Below are 19,058 nucleotides of genomic sequence, written 5' to 3'. Positions count from 1 at the left end.
CGCCACAGAGATCTCCTGTGTTAGAAACAGGATGTCAGGCATTCTGCGCCTGGAGAAAAAACGAAAACAGCCCGGATTGAGATTTGATCCCTTGTTCGGCTGGTCAGACAGCCGCTTTCGATTGCCGCACCGGCAATTCGACCCGAAAGGTGCTGCCTACCCCGACTTCGCTACGTACCGAAATATCGCCCCGGTGTTTTTTCACGATGCCATAGGACAGGGATAACCCGAGCCCTGTCCCCTGGCCCACCGGTTTGGTGGTGTAGAACGGGTCGAATATTTTTTGCAGGTTGTCCGGCTCGATGCCTATTCCCGTGTCCACGACCTCGATCGAAACCGTTTCACCTTCCAGCCCGGTGCGTAGCGTGATGGTGCCCCGTTCCGGCCCTATCGCCTGAGAGGCATTGACGATCAGGTTCATGATTACCTGATTGATTTGCGACGGCAGGCATTCGATATCGGGTAGCTTTTGAAACTCCTTCACCACATCGGCCTTGTACTTGAGTTCATTGGCGACGATGTTCAGGGTTGACTCGATGCCTTGTTGCAGATTGGTCCACTGCCATTCCTGATTGGAGTCGACGCGGGAGAATTCCTTCAGGTCTTTGACGATTTGCCCGACCCGGCCGATGCCTTCCTTGGATTCCTTGATCAGCAGCGGAATGTCTTCGCGCAGAAAGTCCAGTTCCACCCGTTCACGTACTTGACCGAGTCGTTCGATGACCTCGTTTGAGCCAATGGCGTTTTCCGCCTCCCGATAGGCATCGAGCATGTCCTGCAGTTGCTTGAAGTAGCCATCGAGGGCGCCAAGGTTGGAGGAAATGAAGCCGATGGGATTATTGATTTCATGGGCGACGCCCGCCGCCAGTTGCCCCAGCGAAGCGAGTTTCTCCGACTGCACCAATTGGCTTTCCAGTTGTTTGCGCTCGTCGATTTCCCGCTGCAACGCCTCGCTGGCCTGCTTGAACTGGGCCGTGCGTTGATCCACCAGATGCTCCAGATGGCTCATCTGAATGGACGCCCGTTCGGTCATTTCCCATTTGGTGAGCAGGGTGTTGGCCATCTGCTGGACTTCAATGTTGTCGAACGGTTTTTTCAGAATCAGCAGGCGGTCGTGGGCGTGCAAGCGTTCCAGCAGTTCATCCCAGGAATAGTCGGAATAGGCGGTACACACCACCACTTGCAGTTGCGGGTCTTGCTGCCAAAGGTGTTCGATAGTTTGCGCGCCATCCCAGCCTTCAGGCATGCGCATGTCGACGAAAGCCAGCGCGTAGGGGCGGTTTTCCTGTAATGCCTGGATGAGTTTGCCCAGACCCTCCTGACCGCCATAGGCAGAGTCCAGTTCGAACAAGGCGCTGGCGGACTTCACTTCGTTGCCGAACAGCGCGGCCTCCATTTCGTCCAGTTCTACATGCTGCTCCGATGCAGGGGTGAGGATCTTGCGAAAGTCTTCATGGATGGACGGCGTGTCGTCGATCAGCAGAATGCGTCGGTTCGAAAGATCGCTCATGCTTTCTCCATGACGGGTTTCAACGGGATCTGCAAAGTGAACAGTGCACCTTTGCCTGGCCCGTCACTGTGGGCGGTGAGATGGCCGTTCATCTCGATCGCGGCCAGGGCACAGCTGTGCAGGCCGAAGCCGTGACCTTCCTTGCGGGTGGTAAAACCGTGGGCAAAGATCCGTGTCATGTTTTCCGGGTCGATGCCTTCGCCATCATCCTTGACGCTGATTTGCAGGATCGTGTCCTCGACGACTTTCACCCCAAGGGTCATTTGCCGGGGGCGATTGCTGAGGTCGGTCATGGCGTATTTGGCGTTGCTGATCAGGTTGATCAGGATCAGCAACAACCGGTGTTTGTCGCCCATGACTTGCGGTACGTCGCCGTACTCCTTGACCACCGTGACGTGATGCCGGGTCAGGGCGCCGGCGTTCATCCGCAGGGCGTCCTCCAGCAGTTCGCTGATGTACAGCGGTTCCACCAGGCTGTTGGCACCGGCATAAGACTGCTGGGTGGCGACGATGTCCTTGATGTGGTCGACGCTTTTGCTCAACTGAGCGAGTTCGTCGGTCATGCCCTGTTGTTCAAGGGCAATGGCGTCCACCAGTTGGTTCAGGTAACCGGGCAGCAGTTTTCCTTTCTCGTCCTGAGTCAAAAAGGTGCCCAGGTCGCCTTGATGCTCGTTGATCAGATGCATCGCCTTGGCCAATCCTTGGGCCTTGCTGCTCCGCAGTTTGCGGGTGACCAGGTCAGCCGAGATGTTTACGCTGTTGAGCACATTGCCGACGTTGTGCAGCACGTTAGTGGCGATTTCAGCCATGCCGGCCTGGCGTGCGGTGTCGAGCAATTCGCTCTGAGTATCCTTGAGTTCGCGGGTGCGCTCTTCGACCCGTTGTTCGAGTACGTCGTTGGCAGTTTGCAGTTCTTTGTTGACCCGGTTGATCTCCCCGAAGCTGCGCATCAGGCGAATTGCCATGTACACCAGCACCAGTACCAGCAGCGTCGAAAACACCAGCATGTAGAGGTGGTAGCGCCGGTTGGCCGCCTCGGTTTGCTGCTGATCCTTGTTCAGCAGAGCAGTAATGTCGTCCAGCCGTGCGGCTACAGGAACGGCTTCGATGTTTTGCAGCAGCCGATTGACCACGGGTTGTTCCCGCAGGATCAGCGCGATGTGATTGCTCAAGACATCGATCGGGCTATGAAACTGCTCCGGTAATCGTTCCTTGTTCACCTTCAGTTTGTTCAGCCCGACCAGGATATCGGCCGCTTTGTCGTCGGAGGTGACCTGGGCGAACTCCAGGCTGCTGAGCAGCAAGTCGTAGGTGTCGGTGGCAATGTTCTGGAGTTGCAGTTTGTCTTCGTCGAGCAGTCGGGTAAGCGGTTCCTGAATGTCGTCTTCGGCAGTGGGCAAAAACGCCAGTGAGTTGCGCAGCACCGCGTTATGGGATTTGAACTGCTCCACCAGCCGGGTTTTTTCCTGAATGGCGGCGTGGTAGGCATCATGGCTGGCACGCCAGGTCGGCGAGTCATTGCGGCCATGAGTGGACTCCATGGTCTCGAACCGCTCCCACAGGTGTGTTATCTCGGTCAGCGGTGCCACCAGCGGATCGTAATTGTGGCTGATGGCAATTCGGGATTTGAGAATCTCGGTTTCCCACTGCGCGTTGAACTGTTTGATCTGGCCGATCAGTCCCCGGGACTCGGCGTACGTCGAGGTCTGTTCGGAGCTTGATTTGAGGTACAGAAACAGCAATGTCGAAGCCAATAGCAAGGCCACGCCACTGAGCAATGCCAGGTTGCGACGGTGGTACGTTTTCATAAAGGTTTGCCTCCCCACTCACCGGTCAGGGTCTTGAGGAATTTGATAATCAAGGTCTTGTCCTGGTCAGAGGGCACGCGACCGAGCTGGAACTTGAACATCACATCTACCGCGTCTTCGAGCGTCTTGGCCGAGCCGTCATGAAAGTATGGCGCGGTCACGGCGACGTTACGCAGGCTCGGAACCTTGAACACGTTGCGGTCCTCTTCAGCCTTGGTGACCAGATAGCGGCCCAGATCGGCTTCGGTGGGGTTGCCCCGCACCTGGAAGTAATCGCCCATGACTCCGAATTTCTGGAACATGTTGCCGCCGATGTTCACCCCCTGATGGCAGGCGATGCAGCCATAGTCCTTGAAGCGTTGGTAACCGTATTTCTCCTCGGTCGTCAGAATCTCGGTATTGCCCAGCAGGTATTGATCGAAACGTGAGTTGGCGCTGATCAGCGTGCGCTCATAGGTGGCCAGGGCTTTTTGCACATTGTTCATGGTCACGCCGTCCGGGTAGGCCTGGGCGAAAGCGCTTTTGTAAGCTGGGTCAGAGGTGAGTGTCTTAACAACATGCTCCCAATGACTGCCCATTTCGCTGGGGCTCTGCACCACTTCGTGAACTTGTGTTTCCAGCGTGTCGGCGCGACCGTTCCAGAATTGGCGAAAATTCAGACTTGAGTTGAAGACGGTGGGGGTGTTGATCGTCAAGGGGGCGCCGTTGAAGCCGATGGAAAATGCCTTGGCGTCAGCCCCCCCAGCTTCCAGACGATGGCAACTGGCGCACGACAGGGTGTTGTTGACCGACAGGCGTGGCTCGTTGAACAACCGACGCCCCAGTTCGACTTGCAAGGGATTCAGCTCGGGCACCGTGGGCAAGGGCTTGAGCGGTTCGTCCAGCGGTGCGCCGTTGGCTATCAGACAACATCCGAGTAGAGGTGCAAGAAGCAGGTAGTAGAAGGGGCTCGACATCTTATGATTCCTTGGCGCAGGGCCCTGGGTGTCGTTGCTTATCGTTCATGTGGCGGCGGATGGAGCGTGCTGCACAGACATCAAGTATTGCACGAAGGCGTCCGGCTCCACGGCTTTGCTGAAGTAATAACCCTGGCCTTCCTCGCACTGCAGGCCCTTGAGAAAATTCAGTTGCTCAAGGGTTTCCACCCCTTCGGCAATGATGGTCAGTTTGAGGCTTTTGCCCAGGCTGATGATAGCGCTGACCAGGGCCGCGTCATTGCTGTCCTGGCTCAGGCCACGAATGAATGACTGGTCGATTTTCAACACATCGATGGGAAACCGTTGCAAGTAACTCAGGCTGGAATAGCCGGTGCCGAAATCATCAATAGCCAGCCGCACGCCCAATGCCTTGAGGCGATTCAGCGAGACCATCGTGGCATCGATATTCTGCATCAATACGCCTTCGGTAATTTCCAGCTCCAGTAAGGTGGGGTCCATACCGGTTTGCTTGAGTATCTGTTCGACACCTTCGACAAAGTCCCGCTGGCGGAAATCGATGGCCGATACGTTCACCGACATGCAGAGCTTCGGCAGGCCTTTCGCCTGCCAGGCACGGGCTTGTTGGCAGGCCTGGGCAAGTACCCATTTGCTCAACGGTACGATCAAGCCGCTGTCTTCGGCCACACCGATGAAATCTGTCGGGTAAATCCAGCCGTGCCCCGGCTTTTGCCAGCGGATCAATGCCTCGGCGCCGACCACCTTCCCGCTGCCCAGGTCGAGTTTGGGCTGGTAGTGCAGGACAAACTCGTTGCGTTCCAGCGCCAGGCGAATGCCCGATTCGATACTCTGCTGTTCCCGGGCGCGCTGGTTCATCTCATCGATGAAAAAGCTGAAATCGTTCGGGCCGCTTTCCTTGACGTTGCGCATGGCGGTTTCGGCTTTTTTGATCAGTGCGATGGCATCGAAACCGTCCTCGGGATAGATGCTGATGCCCAGGCTGGCTGTCACGCTCAGGTCGTGGCCGGCAATGTGTTGAGGCGCACGTATGGCGTTCAGGAGCTTTTCGGCGATGCCCTTGGTCTGTTGGGGATGGTGGATGTCAGCCAGGATCACCACAAACTCATCGGAGCCGTAGCGAAACACCGAGTCGGACGCGCGCACGCAGGCCACCAGGTTGTGCCCGACACGTTTGAGCATCTCGTCACCGGTCGGGTGACCCAAGGCATTATTGATGCGCTTGAAGCGATCGAGCCCCAGAAACATCACGGCCAGTTGTTTGTCATGGCGTCTGGACAGGGCCAGTGACTGGTTCAGCCGATCGCCCAGCAAGGTGCTGTTGGGCAATTCGGTCAATACGTCGTACTGCAACAAGTGCGACACCTTGAGCAGCTCATGGACCCGGGCCTCGATGGTTTGCTCCAGGGTCTGCACTTTCATGGCCGCGTCCTGCGCCATCTGCCACTTCCAGGTCAGGGCGCTGGCCATCTGGCGGATTTCCAGGCTGTCGAAGGGCTTTTTCAGCACCAGCAACTGATCGCCGAACTCCAGTCGTTCGGCCATGGCTTCCCAGGTGTAATCGGAGAAGGCCGTGCACAGCGCGATTTGCAGGTGAGGATCCGCCTTCCAGAGCCGTTCGATGGTTTCCAGGCCATCCCAGCCCGGGGGCATGCGCATGTCGGTGAACGCCATGGCGTAAGGGCGACCTTGTGCCTGGGCGCGCTTGACCAGTTCGAGCGCTTCCTCGCCCTGATAGGCGGAGTCGAGCTGGAACACCAGCCGTGAGGACTGCGGGCTGCCGAACAGCGCTGCTTCAGTGCCGGCGAGGGTTTGTTCGTCGTCGGTATCCGGGCCGAGAATCTTGCGAAAGTCCTGATGGATCGAAGGCGTGTCGTCGATGATCAGAATGCGCCGGTTAGCCTGGACGAACGGAGTTTTCATTCCTTGTCCTCCGTGGCACGCCGCGGGTCGCCGGGTATCGCTCCGGTTCCGTGGTTGGCGTGCACGATGCTCCCGGCCTTCAGCAACTCGGCGGCCTGTTGGCTGCTGACCGCTTGGCTGAAGTAGTGACCCTGGGCGTTCATCGGTGAGCCGGTGGCCATCAGCGAACTGCGTTGCTCCTGGGTTTCGACGCCCTCGGCGATAATGCCGATCCCTACTTCGCGGGCGAAATTGATGATGGCCCGCAAGGTGGTCGCACTGGCCGGGTCGCGTGCGGCCATGTCGATGAAGGTCTGGGCGAGTTTCAGGTGATTGACCTGATAAGTCTTGAGGTAATCGAACGAGGAGTATTCGGTGCCGAAGTCGTCGATGGCGATTTTCACCCCGAGTTCACGCAGGCGCGGCAGTACATCGTTGTGCGTCCACTTGGTCTGGGCCAGGGTTGCTTCGGTGACGTCGAAGCGCAGGTCCCACGGGCACAGTTCCCAACGCGCGGTGGTGCGTAACACGTCATAGATCAGCTCGGGACCGCTCTTGAGCTGAGCCAGGGACAGTTTTATCGCCACCACCGGTGGCGCCATGCCTTCGTCACGCCACTGGCGCATTTGCCGACAGGCGCGCTCCAGCACCCAGTGACCGAGGGCGACGATGGTGCCGGTTTTTTCCGCCGCGGGCAGAAACGCCTGGGCTTCCAGCAACCCACGCTGAGGATGGTTCCAGCTGACCTGCGCTTCCATGCCAAGGATCTTGCCACTGCTCAGGTCTACTTCCGGCCAGTAACGCAGTTCGAGTTCGTCGTGTTCGATGGCGGTTTTCAAGTCGTTGGCGATGGTCATGCGCTCGACCACTTCCTGATTGATCTCCTCGGAATGAAAGTGGTACTGGTTGCGGCCCTTTTCCTTGGAGCGATACAGCGCCATGTCGGCCTGGGTCAACAGGCTGTCGGCGCTGAGGCTGACCGGGGCGTAGCTGCTGATGCCGATGCTGACCGAGACTCGTACATCATTGCCGGCCAGAGAGTAGGGCAGCACCAGTGCATCGCGGACCTTGGCGGCCAGGGCCGCTGATTGGGTCGGATCGCCGACATCCAGTTGCAGTATCGCGAACTCATCGCCGCCCAGGCGGGCAACCACGTCGTTTTCGCGCACGCAGTTTTTGATGCGCCTGGCGACCTCCTGCAACAGCAGGTCACCCACTGGGTGGCCCAGGGTGTCGTTGATGCGTTTGAAGTGATCCAGGTCCAGGTAAAACATGGCGAACGGTGTGGCCCCGCGCCGGGCGGCGGCGAATGCCTGGTGCAATCGCTCGATCAGCGTCGCGCGGTTGGCCAGCCCGGTCAGCCCGTCGGTACGGGCCAGCAGGGCGATTTTTTCCTCGGCCAGTTTGCGTTCGGTGACGTCGATGATGATGCCTTCGACTTCCAGCAAGCGGCCTTCATCGTCGCGCACCGGGATATAGCGGTTTTCGACCCAGCGCCAGTCACCGTCGCCGGTGCGCATCCGGAATTCGATGGAAGCGCCTGCCGCATGGCGGTCCAGCACCCGGGCCATGGCCGTATCGACTTTCGATTGATCGTCGGGATGGATCAGCTCCTGCGCCCAGTTGGACGAAGCCACCAGGGCCGCCGCGATATGGCCGTATTTGGTGATGTTGTGGGAGATGTACATCAACGGAAACGACGGTTCGCCCCGCAGCCGATACAGAATGGTCGGGCTGTTCTGCACGATGATGTTGGCGTCGGACAGCTCCCGGGTACGCTCTTCGACCGCGAGCTCCAGCAAGGACATTTTCAGCGCCGCGTCTTCGGTCATTTGCCACTTGGCGGTCAATGCGCTGGCCATCTGGCGAATTTCGATGGCATCGAAAGGCTTTTTCAGGATAAGCAGGCGATCGCCCAGTTCCAGACGCTCGGCGATGTCTTCCCAGGAATAGTCGGAATACGCGGTGCAGAGCGCCACCTGCAACTTGGGATCGACTTGCCACAAACGTTCGATGGTTTCCAGGCCGTCCCAGCCCGGCGGCATGCGCATGTCGATGAAGGCCATCGCGTAGGGCGAGTCATTCGCCAGCGCGCTCTCGACCTTGTCCAGCGCTTCGCGGCCCTGAAACGCGGAATCGATGACGAAACTTTGCAACGATACCGACGCCGTGGTACCGAACAGGGCGTTTTCGGCGCTGATCAGGCTGTCGTCTTCGATCGATGGCGGGCTGAGAATCTTGGCGAAATCCTCATGGATCGACGCGGTGTCATCGACAATGAGAATCCGACGATTAATGCGCGCAAGTAGCGTATTCACTGACATGCGCCTGTACTGACAGCAGGTTGGTGCAATGAGCTCATAGAGGGTATCCCTTCCCTGATCGCTGGATGGAGCGAGTATCGTTCTGGATCCGAGTGATCTGAGCATAGTCGCCAGGCCGGCACTTCGCCCGGTTGACTGAAACGAATCATTTCCGGGGTCGGGCTGAAAATCATCTAGCCTGTAGGTCAGGCTCGGGAACGTCAGGACGTTCGCCCCGCGCGCGACATTAAAGACACACGATTTCTTGAGGTAATGCCATGGAAGAGCAACTCCCCACGACTATGACCTATAAACCCAAGTTATTGCTGGTCGACGATGAGGAGTCGATTCTCAACAGCCTGCGCCGCCTGTTGCGCGGCCAACCCTACGAGGTGCTGCTGGCCACCAGCGGTGCCCAGGCTCTGGAGATCATGGCGCAGCAGCCGATCGATCTGGTGATGAGTGACGCGCGGATGCCCAATATGGACGGCGCTACACTGCTGGCGTACATCCATCAGCATTACCCCGACACTACCCGGATCATGCTGACCGGTTATGCCGATCCGTCGGCCATTATCAAAGCCATCAATGAAGGGCAGATTCATCGTTACATCAGCAAACCCTGGCACGATGAGGAAATGCTGCTGACCCTGCGACAATCACTTGCCTATCAGCATTCCGAGCGTGAACGCTTGCGTCTGGTGCAGGAGGCGTGGGATCAGAACGAGAAACTGAAGCAGCTTAACGCCACACTGGAAAAACACGTCGCGGCCCGCACCAGCGAGCTGCAACAGACCGCCGACATGCTGGACCTGGCCTATGAAGAACTCAAACGCAGCTATGTCACTGGCACCGAAGTGTTTTCGTTGCTGGCCAACCTGCGCCTGCCGCCCGCCAAACAGACCAACCGGCAGATCATCGAACTGGTGCGGGTGTACTGCAAACTCCATGGCCTGGACGAAGGCACCAGTCGTGACCTGACCATGGCAGCGGCGCTCTACAACATCGGTAAATTGAGCTGGACCGACAGCATGATGAGCACGCCTTCGGATTTGCTGCATCACAATGACCGCGAGCGCTATCGGGGTTATCCAAAGCAGAGTGAGTCGCTGCTGATGACGCTCGACCCCATGAAGGATGCCGCTCGGCTGATCCTGCATCACCAGGAGCGTTGGGACGGCAGCGGTTTTCCTGATCGGCTCAAGGGCGCAGCGATTCCGTTCGGTTCGCGGTTGCTGAAACTGGCGGTGGATTTCATCGAGTTGCAGCGCGGGTTGATCCTTGAACGACAGATGAACAGCGATGAAGCCCTGGTGTATATCCGCCAGTACGCCGGTCGCCTCTACGACCCGGAACTGGTGGAGGATTTCATTCAGGTCTGCGCGGCTTATCTGAGCGACGTGACGCTGGCCGATCCGACGGTCAAGGTACTGACCACCCGGGATCTGGTGGCGGGCATGATCCTGGCGCGCAATCTCAATGCCGACAATGGCATGCTGCTGCTCAATGCCGGCAAGGTGTTGAATGGGCCGCTGGTGGAGAAGTTGATCGCTTTCGAGGCGATGGAAAGTGCCAAGTACAGCATTTTCGTGAAAGTACCGGAGGAGGTGGAGGGCGCGCTTCTCGAGACGAGTTGAGCTTCCTGGCCTTTGCACAGATCCAATGTGGGAGCGGGCTTGCTCGCGAAGACGGTTTTATATTCAACATTAATGTTGGCTGATACACCGCTTTCGCGAGCAAGCCCGCTCCCACAGTTTGGCGCTAGGCAAATGCTTTTTCGGCGTGACGAAGAACCGGCATGCATGTGATCCTTGCTGCTTTTACCCAAGGCCAATCCTGATTCATGACGCATTCATCCGCTGCTTCGCCCCGCCTCATCCGCATTGCCGCTGCCCTGCTGATCGGCCCCGACGGTCGCACCCTGCTGGTGCGCAAGCGCGGCACCCAGGCGTTCATGCAGCCGGGGGGCAAGATCGAGGCCCATGAGCAACCGGTCCATGCCCTCGCCCGTGAGCTGGAAGAGGAACTGGGGTTGGTCATCGATCCGGCGCACGCTGCCTACCTGGGGCAATTCTCGGCACCGGCCGCCAATGAGCCGGGTTATGTCGTACAGGCCGAACTCTATCAACTGATCATCGATTCGCACGTTTCCCCAGCGGCGGAGATCGAAGAGGTGCGCTGGATCGATCCGGCCACCGACGGCGATGTCACGCTGGCGCCATTGACACGGGACCTGATCTTGCCGTTTTATCGAGCCTCACTGATCGAAACTGCCTGATCGTCCAAGGACGGAGGATGCCCATGATCCCGCTTCAAGACTTGCTGATTTTCGCCGCCGCGGCGCTGTTGATGGTGCTCACGCCCGGGCCAAACATGATCTACCTGATCTCTCGTTCAATCTGCCAGGGCCGCAAGGCCGGGGTGACTTCGTTGCTCGGCGTGGTCGCGGGGTTTTTAGTGCACCTGTTCGCGGCCGCCGCGGGTTTGACCGCGGTGTTCGTGGCAGTGCCGATGGCTTATGAAGTGTTGAAGTGGGCCGGCGCGCTGTACTTGCTGTGGCTGGCCTGGCAGGCGGTCAAGCCCGGTGCGCGCTCGCCGTTCGAGGCGCAGCAGTTGCCGGCGGATTCGTCGCGCAAGTTGATCACCATGGGCTTTCTCACCAGCGCGCTGAACCCGAAGATCGCGGTGTTTTACCTGTCGGTGTTTCCGCAGTTCATTACCCCTGAGCACGGTTCGGTGTTTACCCAGAGCATCATCCTCGGCCTGACCCAGATCAGCGTGAGCTTCAGCGTCAACCTGCTGATCGCGCTGTTTGCCGCGGGCATCGCGTCTTGGTTCGTCAACAACCCGAACTGGCTGGCGATGCAACGTTACTTCATGGGCTTCGTGCTGTCCGGGTTGGCGGTGCGCTTGATGCTTGAGCAACGGCGAGCGGCCTGAAGATGTGGATTCAACGGCTTGATGCCAGTCATGCCCTGGATTATCGGGCGCTGATGCTTGAGGCCTATGACTTGCATCCTCAGGCGTTTACTTCCAGCGTGCGCGAGCGCGCGGTGATGCCGCTGAGTTGGTGGGAATCGCGCCTGACCAGCAAGCTGGACCGGGTACTTGGTGCGTTCGAGGAGGGCAAGTTGGCGGGCATCGTCGGCCTGGCGTTCGAACCTCGGGAAAAGGCCAGGCACAAGGCGACGCTGTTTGGCATGTACGTTTCGGGTGCGGTTCGCCAGCGAGGACTCGGCTATCGATTGGTTCAGGCCGCGTTGGCTGAAGCGCAGACCCATCAGGGCCTGAGGCTGATCCAGTTGACCGTCACCGCCGGTAATGAAGCCGCCTTCAAGCTGTATCAGCGTTGCGGCTTCGTGCAGTTCGGGCTTGAGCCGCTAGCAGTGCGGGTCGGCGAAGACTATTTCGACAAGATCCATATGTGGCGCGAACTCTAAAACCACCCCGATCCCTTGTAGGAGCGAGGCTTGCCCGCGAAGACGGTTTCAAATCGAGCATTGATGTCGGCTGACACACCGCTTTCGCGGGCAAGCCCGCTCCCACAGTAATCGATGTCGTTCACAAATTTTCTGGTCAAAGTAGATATTTGTGGGAGCGGGCTTGCCCGCGATGAGGCCTGAACAATCACCCTTCAACTTTGATCAGAATCGACAGGGTTTCAGCGAACAGCACTAACCCCATCCAGCGTCGAAAACGACGTGTCCTTGGCCGTCAGCAAAAAGTCGCGCATGTATGGAGCATCAAGCATGTCGGCGCGAATCCCTGCGTAGAGCGTCGCGAACAAGCCTTTTTCCCCCAGCCGTTTAGCCTTCACATAACCCCGTGAGCTGTATTCATGCAGCGCCCAATGAGGCATGCCGCAGACACCGCGACCGCTGGCCACCAGTTGCATCATCATCACCGTCAGTTCCGAGGTGCGGACCTGGGCTGGTTCGATGTCAGCCGGTTCGAGGAAGCGGGTGAAGATGTCCAGCCGATCACGCTCCACCGGGTAGGTGATCAAGGTTTCCGTGAGCAAATCTTCGGGCACGATGTACGGTTTGCTCGCCAAACGATGCTGATTAGCCACTGCAAGCATGGCTTCGTAGGTGAACAACGGCACGTAAGTGATCCCGACCAGTTCCAGCGGGTCGGAGGTCACCACCAGGTCCAGGTCGCCCCGGGCCAGCGCCGGCAGCGGGGCGAAGGAGAAGCCCGAGGCCAGGTCCAGCTCGACTTCCGGCCAGGCATCGCGGAACTGGTCGATGGTCGGCATCAGCCACTGAAAGCAACTGTGGCACTCGATCGCCATGTGTAAACGCCCCGCAGTGCCGCCGGCCAGCCGCGCAATGTCACGCTCGGCGCCGCGCAGCAATGGCAGGGTGGCGTCGGCCAGTTGCAGCAGGCGCAAGCCGGCACTGGTGAAACGCACCGGTTTGGTCTTGCGCACGAACAGCTGCATGCCCATTCGCTCTTCCAGCTCCTTGAACTGGTGGGACAGTGCCGACTGGGTCAGGTGCAAGCGGTCGGCCGCATCCACCAGGCTATCGGCGTCGCGCAGGGCGTGCAGGGTTTTCAGGTGACGGATTTCAAGCACCGGGGGCTCCATGAGGAAAACTTGTGATCAACACGAAAAGGTTGAGTTTGTCTCATGCTGGGTGGGCTGTCGACAATAGCACCATGTTTTATAGCGTCCTTTATAGAGAGAACTCTTACCATGGCCTTGGCCCACACACTCGGTTTTCCGCGCATCGGCGCCGACCGCGAACTGAAAAAAGCCCTCGAATCCTACTGGAAGGGTGACCTCGATCAGGACGCATTGAAAAGCGTCGGCCATCAATTGCGTGCCACCCACTGGCAATTGCAAAAAGACGCTGGCATCGACCTGCTGCCCGTGGGCGACTTCGCCTGGTACGACCAGGTGCTGACTCACTCCCTGACCTTCGGTGTCATCCCCGAGCGTTTCGACAGTGCCAAGGATTCCCGTGGCCTGCCGACACTCGACACCTTGTTCGCCATGGCCCGTGGCGCTAGCGCGGCTTGCTGCGGCGGTGATCATGGCAAGGCGCAATATGCTCAAGAACTGACCAAGTGGTTCGACACCAACTACCACTACCTGGTCCCGGAGTTCAGCGCTGATCAACAGTTCAAACTGAGCTGGGAACAGCTGTTCGACGAAGTCGAAGAAGCCAAGGCCCTTGGCCACAACGTCAAACCGGTGATCATCGGCCCGTTGACTTACCTGTGGCTGGGCAAGGCGAAGGGTGATGGCTTCGACAAACTCGACCTGCTGGAGCGCCTGCTGCCGATCTATGGCGAAATCCTCGGTCGCCTTGCTGCCCAAGGCGTGGAGTGGGTGCAGATCGACGAACCGATCCTGACCCTCGACCTGCCACAGGCCTGGAAAAATGCCTTCGAGCGCGCTTATCACATCCTCCAATACTCGCCGCTGAAAAAACTCGTGGCGACCTACTTCAGTGGCCTGGAAGACAACCTTGGCCTGGCTGTCAGCCTGCCAGTGCAAGGCTTGCACATCGACGCGGTGCGCGCGCCGGATCAACTTGGCCAAGTGCTGGATCGCCTGCCGACCTACAAGATTCTCTCGGTAGGTCTGGTTAACGGCCGCAACGTCTGGCGCTGCGAGCTGGAGCAAGTCCTCGCGCAACTGCAGCCGGCTCAGGAGCGTTTTGGCGATAACTTGTGGGTCAGCAGTTCCTGCTCGCTGCTGCACAGCCCGGTGGACCTGGATCGTGAAGACAAACTCGATCCGGAACTGAAAAGCTGGCTGGCGTTTGCCGTGCAGAAGTGCGGTGAAATCGCCGTGCTGCGTGATGCCCTCAACGACCCGCAAGCGCCCAAAGTACAAACCGCCCTGGCCGAAAGCCGCGCCATTGCGGCCAGTCGCGCCCAATCTTCGCGTATCCACAAAGAGGATGTTCAAGCCCGAATCAACGCCATCGGCGCAGCGGACAGCCAACGTCACTCGCCGTTTGCCAAACGCATCGAACAACAACAGGCACGGTTGAAACTGCCGGCGTTCCCGACCACCACCATTGGCTCGTTTCCGCAGACGGGTTCGATCCGTCTGGCGCGCCAGGCCTTCAAGCAAGGCAAGCTGTCGGCCAACGATTACACCGATGCCATGCACAGCGAAATCCGCCACGCCGTGCAAATCCAGGAACGCCTGGGCCTGGACGTATTGGTACACGGTGAAGCCGAGCGCAACGACATGGTCGAGTACTTCGCCGAACAACTGGACGGCTACTTGTTCACCCGATTCGGCTGGGTCCAGAGCTACGGTTCGCGCTGCGTCAAACCGGCGATAATTTATGGCGACCTGAGCCGTCCGAAGCCGATGACGGTCGACTGGATCTCCTATGCCCAGAGCCTGACCGACAAGGTCATGAAAGGCATGCTCACCGGTCCCGTGACCATGCTGATGTGGTCGTTCCCGCGCGAAGACGTCTCGCGCAAAATTCAGGCGCAGCAACTGGCCCTGGCCTTGCGCGATGAAGTGGTGGACCTGGAAAACGCCGGCATCAAAATCGTCCAGATCGACGAAGCCGCGTTCCGTGAAGGGCTGCCGCTACGCCGGGCGCAATGGCAGGAATACCTCGACTGGGCGGTGGAAGCCTTCCGTCTGAGTGCATCGGGCGTGCGCGACGAAACCCAGATCCACACCCACATGTGCTACAGCGAATTCAACGACGTGATCCAGTCCATCGCCGCCATGGATGCCGACGTGATCACCATCGAAACCTCGCGCTCGGACATGGAACTGCTGGAAGCCTTCGAGGCGTTTGACTACCCGAACGACATCGGCCCGGGCGTCTATGACATCCACTCGCCACGGGTGCCAGACACCGCCGAGATGGTGAAGTTGATGAGCAAAGCGGTGAAGCGAATTCCGGCCGAGCGGTTGTGGGTCAATCCCGATTGCGGGTTGAAGACCCGTGCCTGGCCGGAGACTGAGGCGGCGTTGGTCAACATGGTGGCGGCGGCGCGGCAGTTGCGCAGTCAACGGGCTTGATTGGAGAACTGGCAAACAAACCGCCTCTGGCATCAGAGGCGGTTTTGTTTTGTGCGGCATAACTCTTGTGAGCCCGAATGGTTCATGCCTGTGTACCGTTGCCGATCTGTTTGACTTGCAGATGGTCGAGGTAGAAATCGTTGCCGATGTTCTGATTTTCAAGGTTGAAGATTCTGAAGATCGTCATGCCACTTGTGACGGCGACAAAGCTACCCTCTATCAGCTTCCATGTTCTCTTAGGCACTGGAATAGGACCAATATCCAGGTTGGCGTCCACTCGTAAGCGTAGCTTCGGATCTGTGTCGTAACTGTTGATCGCAAAGTTATACACGTAACAGGAAAAGTGATATCTCGCGCCTTTGATCAAAGGATGGTGTTTTAACAGCAACTCACCGGCGTGATTGCCTGGGTGCGTAGTATTGACCACGTACATATTTTGGAGGACCCGCCCGGATAGTCGGCCCGCCTCGCCTATGGCCCATCCGTTGGTATCATGCTCAAAACCGGTGAAGTGAACATAGTCCTGAATCACTGTCACCACCCACGGGGCGGAGACCTCTGCCGGATTGCTGCCTTCGACTGTGGCGGTCAGCGTGTGTTTGCCCAAGCCCAGATTCACTTTCTCATTCCAGATACCGTTGGGGTCAACTGTGAGGGTGACCAGAGTAACGCTGTTCTTTTTCAGGATGACTTTGCTGCCCGGCGTACCTGTGCCAATTAACCGCGGCCTTGTATCGTCGGTGCTGCCGCCGTTGACGACCTGACCAAGAATAGGGGGGGCTTCATCGATCAGTTGGGTTATCACCGGCTTGGCCGGCATTTCGGTTTTGATCGTCAGTTCCCGCATGGGGAAGAACGTATCGGCACCACCCCTGTCGCTGAAGTTGGCCACCGACAAACCGAACACTTGCGTACCGTCCTTGTACTGTTTGAGTTGCGCCCGGTCGATGACACCGCTTAGTCCAGCGTTGACATGATTGGCGTTGATGACGCCGTCGAACAGCATGATCACGTACTCGCTGCCGTCCTGTTTCTGGCCGCTCAGGGCTACGCGCATTAGGGTCCCAACGGCAATGAACAGCCAAGGGATCAGCGTCCAGTGAGCGTCACCTGTGAACTTGTTGAGATTGAGCACCTTGTGATCCGGTGCCTCGGCAATGCTCATGCGCGGGTAGTTGATTTCGGGAGCGGGAATGGAGGTGACTTCATACTTGGTGACCGGGGAGCTTTGGTCATGTATCCCTTCCTGAGTCACGACATACCGAAAGGACATGAATGTCCGCATATTGGCGGGTATTGCGGTAAGAAGCAGCGTGAAGAACAACAATCCACTGGCGCTTCCTTGAAGTGTCGCAAGGATTGGGCTGCCAAAACCCTCGCGCCCTATGACGAAGAGGGTGACGCGATGGCTGGGGTCCATTCCGGTATAGCTGACTTCAACCGTGGCATTTTTCTGAGTGTTCTGCGGGTTGATGATATTGCCAGGCGAAGCCTGCACTAGCTTGGGTGGCGGCAGTACCAACGCCTTGGATCCGATTCGCAACACCAGTTCGGGTGCTGTCAGCGGCAGTTCCCCGGGGCGTTTGATAAACCAGTACACACGGATCACTAGATTGAACAGTGACTTGATGAGTTCCAGCGAGAACCGAAATTCAAGGTCTTTGCCGACGTTGTCTGCGGTAACCGACAATGAGTCCATAAATACGAGGGTGCCGTCGTCTCTTCGGACCTGGATCTCCGCTTCATGGCCAATCCGCGTGTGGGCCGTCGCCGGGCAAATGGCCGGAGTGCCGTAGGGAGTGTCTTTCGGATCGAGTACCCCGTTTTCATCCTTGCCGACATCGACGACGCCCAGGGTATGTGTCACTTGAGCGATGCGCAGCCAACTGACGTAGGATTCCAGGACTGTGGCATGTCCGATGCCGGTGACCGTATAGGACAGCTTGGCCGAACCGTTCTGAAAGGTATCAAGATGTGTGGTTTCCCAATCGAATGGCACCACGATCCCTACCCCTGGAATCTCCATTGACGAGGTGACAAACCGTTCGTAGGTTTGCAGGCGAGTGGTGCCGCCGGCGCTTGTACTCAAGCAGGTCAGTCTCACCTTGTCACCGACCACCAAACCTTCAATTCCCGGCCCGGCGTAGACAACGGTTTCTGGCAAGTCTGACGATAAGACTGCTCCGTGAGCTTGCGGGGCAGTGGGGGCGGGAGCGCGGTACTTTTCGCCGATCAGCTCCAGAAAACAGGAGTAGGACGGGGTTCGTTCCTCTATGCCCGCCGATACTCTTATGCGTTCGTAGTCGAGTTTGATTATCGCCAGAGCCTTCACTGTTTCGTAAGGCACCTCGAACGTGACGATGCCTCTTTGGTAATCCATCGGACCATAGGACTGAGTGAGTCCGGTGGTGGAGTCGTAAAGGGTCAATACCACCTTGTCTCCAGCGATGGCGTCGGCACGCTCCACGAAGACTTCAACTTTCATGGGTTCGCCATTGAGATCGTCGATTTTGATCACATTGTTGACTGAGCCAGGAACTGAAGGTGCTTCAAGGTAGGTGACATCCGGAACCAGTTTTCCTTCACCTGTTTTGGACGTAAGGCTGCTGTTGTGTACTTGGTCACGGATCTGGTATTTCGCCAACAACGGGTCAGCGGGACCGATCAACTTGAGGATGGCAGACGCCACAAATATCACGATGTCCCGACCGACCTCTTCACTCTTGAGGATGTATTCGATGATTTGATTGCCAAACCAGAGGGTAATAACGTCACCGACGGTCATGATTAGCCAAGCGGGAATAACGACATCAACACCAGCCTCTACCATCGCCTCATCGATAATGGCCGGAAACACTGGCGCCCGCAAAGTAACGCGTTCATCGGATTTTCCGGTCGGATCAAGGCTGTCCGGGTAAGTCGTCTTGAACCACACGGTTATCTCATCCGAACGTTCCAGATTCCCACTGGTGCGCTCGATGGTGTACCACATCAGATGGATACCCGGTCTTTCGATAAAGCGTTCATGAATGAAACTGAAGATATCTTCGTTGTTGTGGTTTTGCGGGACGATCGTAGTCTTGATCAATGTGCCTTGATCTGCCGGGTCTGGAAGCTGACCGGGTTCCAGTCGCTTACCCATGTACAGGTTAATTGTGTCGCCTTCCTCCATCAATAAATAGGAAGGGATCAGTGCCCACCATCCCGGCCCAGGATTTGCGGTCTTGTCGGCATTGATCCCGTGCGATGCCGCAGGATAGTCAACCACATGCCAGCCGGGAATCAGAATGGGGAATAGTCTGAGTATTCCATTCTCCGTGAACAGGCCACCCGACCTGACCTCGGCAAACAAGTCGACCCGGTGTTGCGGGCTTTCTTGCTTCAGGACCGCGAGTTGCTCTGGGGGGTAAATGAAAAAGGCAGTCATGGCGTTCTCCGATTCACGTGAGGGCGCGCGAACCGGTGCGGTAACTGCGCGTCAGACCCATTGAGCGGGAAAAACCATAAAGGTGCTACTGTCAGAAATAACAGGTGCAAACGGTTTTCTGACCAGCGGCTGGCTTGAGGTCA

At 57.9% G+C, this 19,058-nt stretch carries 12 protein-coding genes; 5 read left to right on the top strand and 7 right to left on the bottom strand.

The annotated features are described in order from the left end of the window. Positions 1 to 103: 103 nt before the first annotated feature. From KVG95_RS02255 to KVG95_RS02235, 5 genes are read right to left on the bottom strand one after another with little or no spacing between them, the layout of a single operon-like run. A complete protein-coding gene (locus KVG95_RS02255; protein ID WP_217854360.1) occupies positions 104 to 1,510 on the bottom strand; it encodes an ATP-binding protein in 1,407 nt (468 codons plus the stop codon). Continuing rightward, positions 1,507 to 3,318: a DAHL domain-containing sensor histidine kinase gene (locus tag KVG95_RS02250; RefSeq protein ID WP_217854359.1), complete on the bottom strand. Its 1,812-nt coding sequence runs from the start codon at positions 3,316 to 3,318 to the stop codon at positions 1,507 to 1,509. Before KVG95_RS02250 ends, KVG95_RS02255 begins: the two co-directional genes overlap by 4 nt. Beyond that, on the bottom strand, positions 3,315 to 4,274 hold the full coding sequence (locus KVG95_RS02245; protein ID WP_217854358.1) for a cytochrome-c peroxidase: 960 nt from the start codon (positions 4,272 to 4,274) through the stop codon (positions 3,315 to 3,317). The genes KVG95_RS02250 and KVG95_RS02245 overlap by 4 nt, the downstream gene beginning before the upstream one ends. Before the next feature lie 45 nt (positions 4,275 to 4,319). Next, on the bottom strand, positions 4,320 to 6,194 hold the full coding sequence (locus KVG95_RS02240) for a putative bifunctional diguanylate cyclase/phosphodiesterase (protein WP_217854357.1): 1,875 nt from the start codon (positions 6,192 to 6,194) through the stop codon (positions 4,320 to 4,322). After that, positions 6,191 to 8,497: an EAL domain-containing protein gene (locus KVG95_RS02235; RefSeq protein WP_217854356.1), complete on the bottom strand. Its 2,307-nt coding sequence runs from the start codon at positions 8,495 to 8,497 to the stop codon at positions 6,191 to 6,193. Before KVG95_RS02235 ends, KVG95_RS02240 begins: the two co-directional genes overlap by 4 nt. Positions 8,498 to 8,754: 257 nt before the next feature. Here KVG95_RS02235 and nosR point away from each other — a divergent pair, with 257 nt between their 5' ends. The 4 genes from nosR (at position 8,755) to KVG95_RS02215 (ending at position 11,916) form a co-directional block, all read left to right on the top strand. Next, entirely contained in the window at positions 8,755 to 10,113 is a 1,359-nt protein-coding gene (gene nosR, locus KVG95_RS02230) for a response regulator c-di-GMP phosphodiesterase, NosR family (RefSeq protein ID WP_217854355.1), read from the top strand. 206 nt (positions 10,114 to 10,319) lie between these two features. Continuing rightward, a complete protein-coding gene (locus KVG95_RS02225; RefSeq protein ID WP_217854354.1) occupies positions 10,320 to 10,754 on the top strand; it encodes an NUDIX hydrolase in 435 nt (144 codons plus the stop codon). 23 nt (positions 10,755 to 10,777) lie between these two features. Continuing rightward, positions 10,778 to 11,416 (top strand): LysE family translocator, encoded by a 639-nt coding sequence (locus KVG95_RS02220; protein WP_008012224.1) that lies wholly within the window; start codon positions 10,778 to 10,780, stop codon positions 11,414 to 11,416. A gap of 2 nt (positions 11,417 to 11,418) precedes the next feature. Then, positions 11,419 to 11,916 (top strand): GNAT family N-acetyltransferase, encoded by a 498-nt coding sequence (locus KVG95_RS02215; protein WP_217854353.1) that lies wholly within the window; start codon positions 11,419 to 11,421, stop codon positions 11,914 to 11,916. 221 nt (positions 11,917 to 12,137) lie between these two features. Here KVG95_RS02215 and metR read toward each other — a convergent pair whose 3' ends face one another. Next, positions 12,138 to 13,055 carry a transcriptional regulator MetR gene (gene metR / locus KVG95_RS02210; RefSeq protein WP_052966183.1) on the bottom strand — a complete coding sequence of 306 codons (918 nt, stop codon included), beginning with the start codon at positions 13,053 to 13,055 and terminating at the stop codon, positions 12,138 to 12,140. Between the two features lie 120 nt (positions 13,056 to 13,175). On the opposite strand from metR, the gene metE reads away from it, so the two are divergent. After that, on the top strand, positions 13,176 to 15,488 hold the full coding sequence (gene metE / locus KVG95_RS02205; protein ID WP_217854352.1) for a 5-methyltetrahydropteroyltriglutamate--homocysteine S-methyltransferase: 2,313 nt from the start codon (positions 13,176 to 13,178) through the stop codon (positions 15,486 to 15,488). A gap of 82 nt (positions 15,489 to 15,570) precedes the next feature. On the opposite strand, the gene KVG95_RS02200 is transcribed toward metE, so the two are convergent. Beyond that, complete coding sequence (locus KVG95_RS02200; protein WP_217854351.1) at positions 15,571 to 18,915, bottom strand: hypothetical protein; 3,345 nt, start codon at positions 18,913 to 18,915, stop codon at positions 15,571 to 15,573. Positions 18,916 to 19,058: the final 143 nt, after the last annotated feature.

Origin of the sequence: Pseudomonas farris (assembly GCF_019145235.1) — a bacterium.
Classification (GTDB): Bacteria; Pseudomonadota; Gammaproteobacteria; order Pseudomonadales; family Pseudomonadaceae; genus Aquipseudomonas; species Aquipseudomonas farris.
This window is presented reverse-complemented; position numbering and strand designations above follow the sequence as displayed.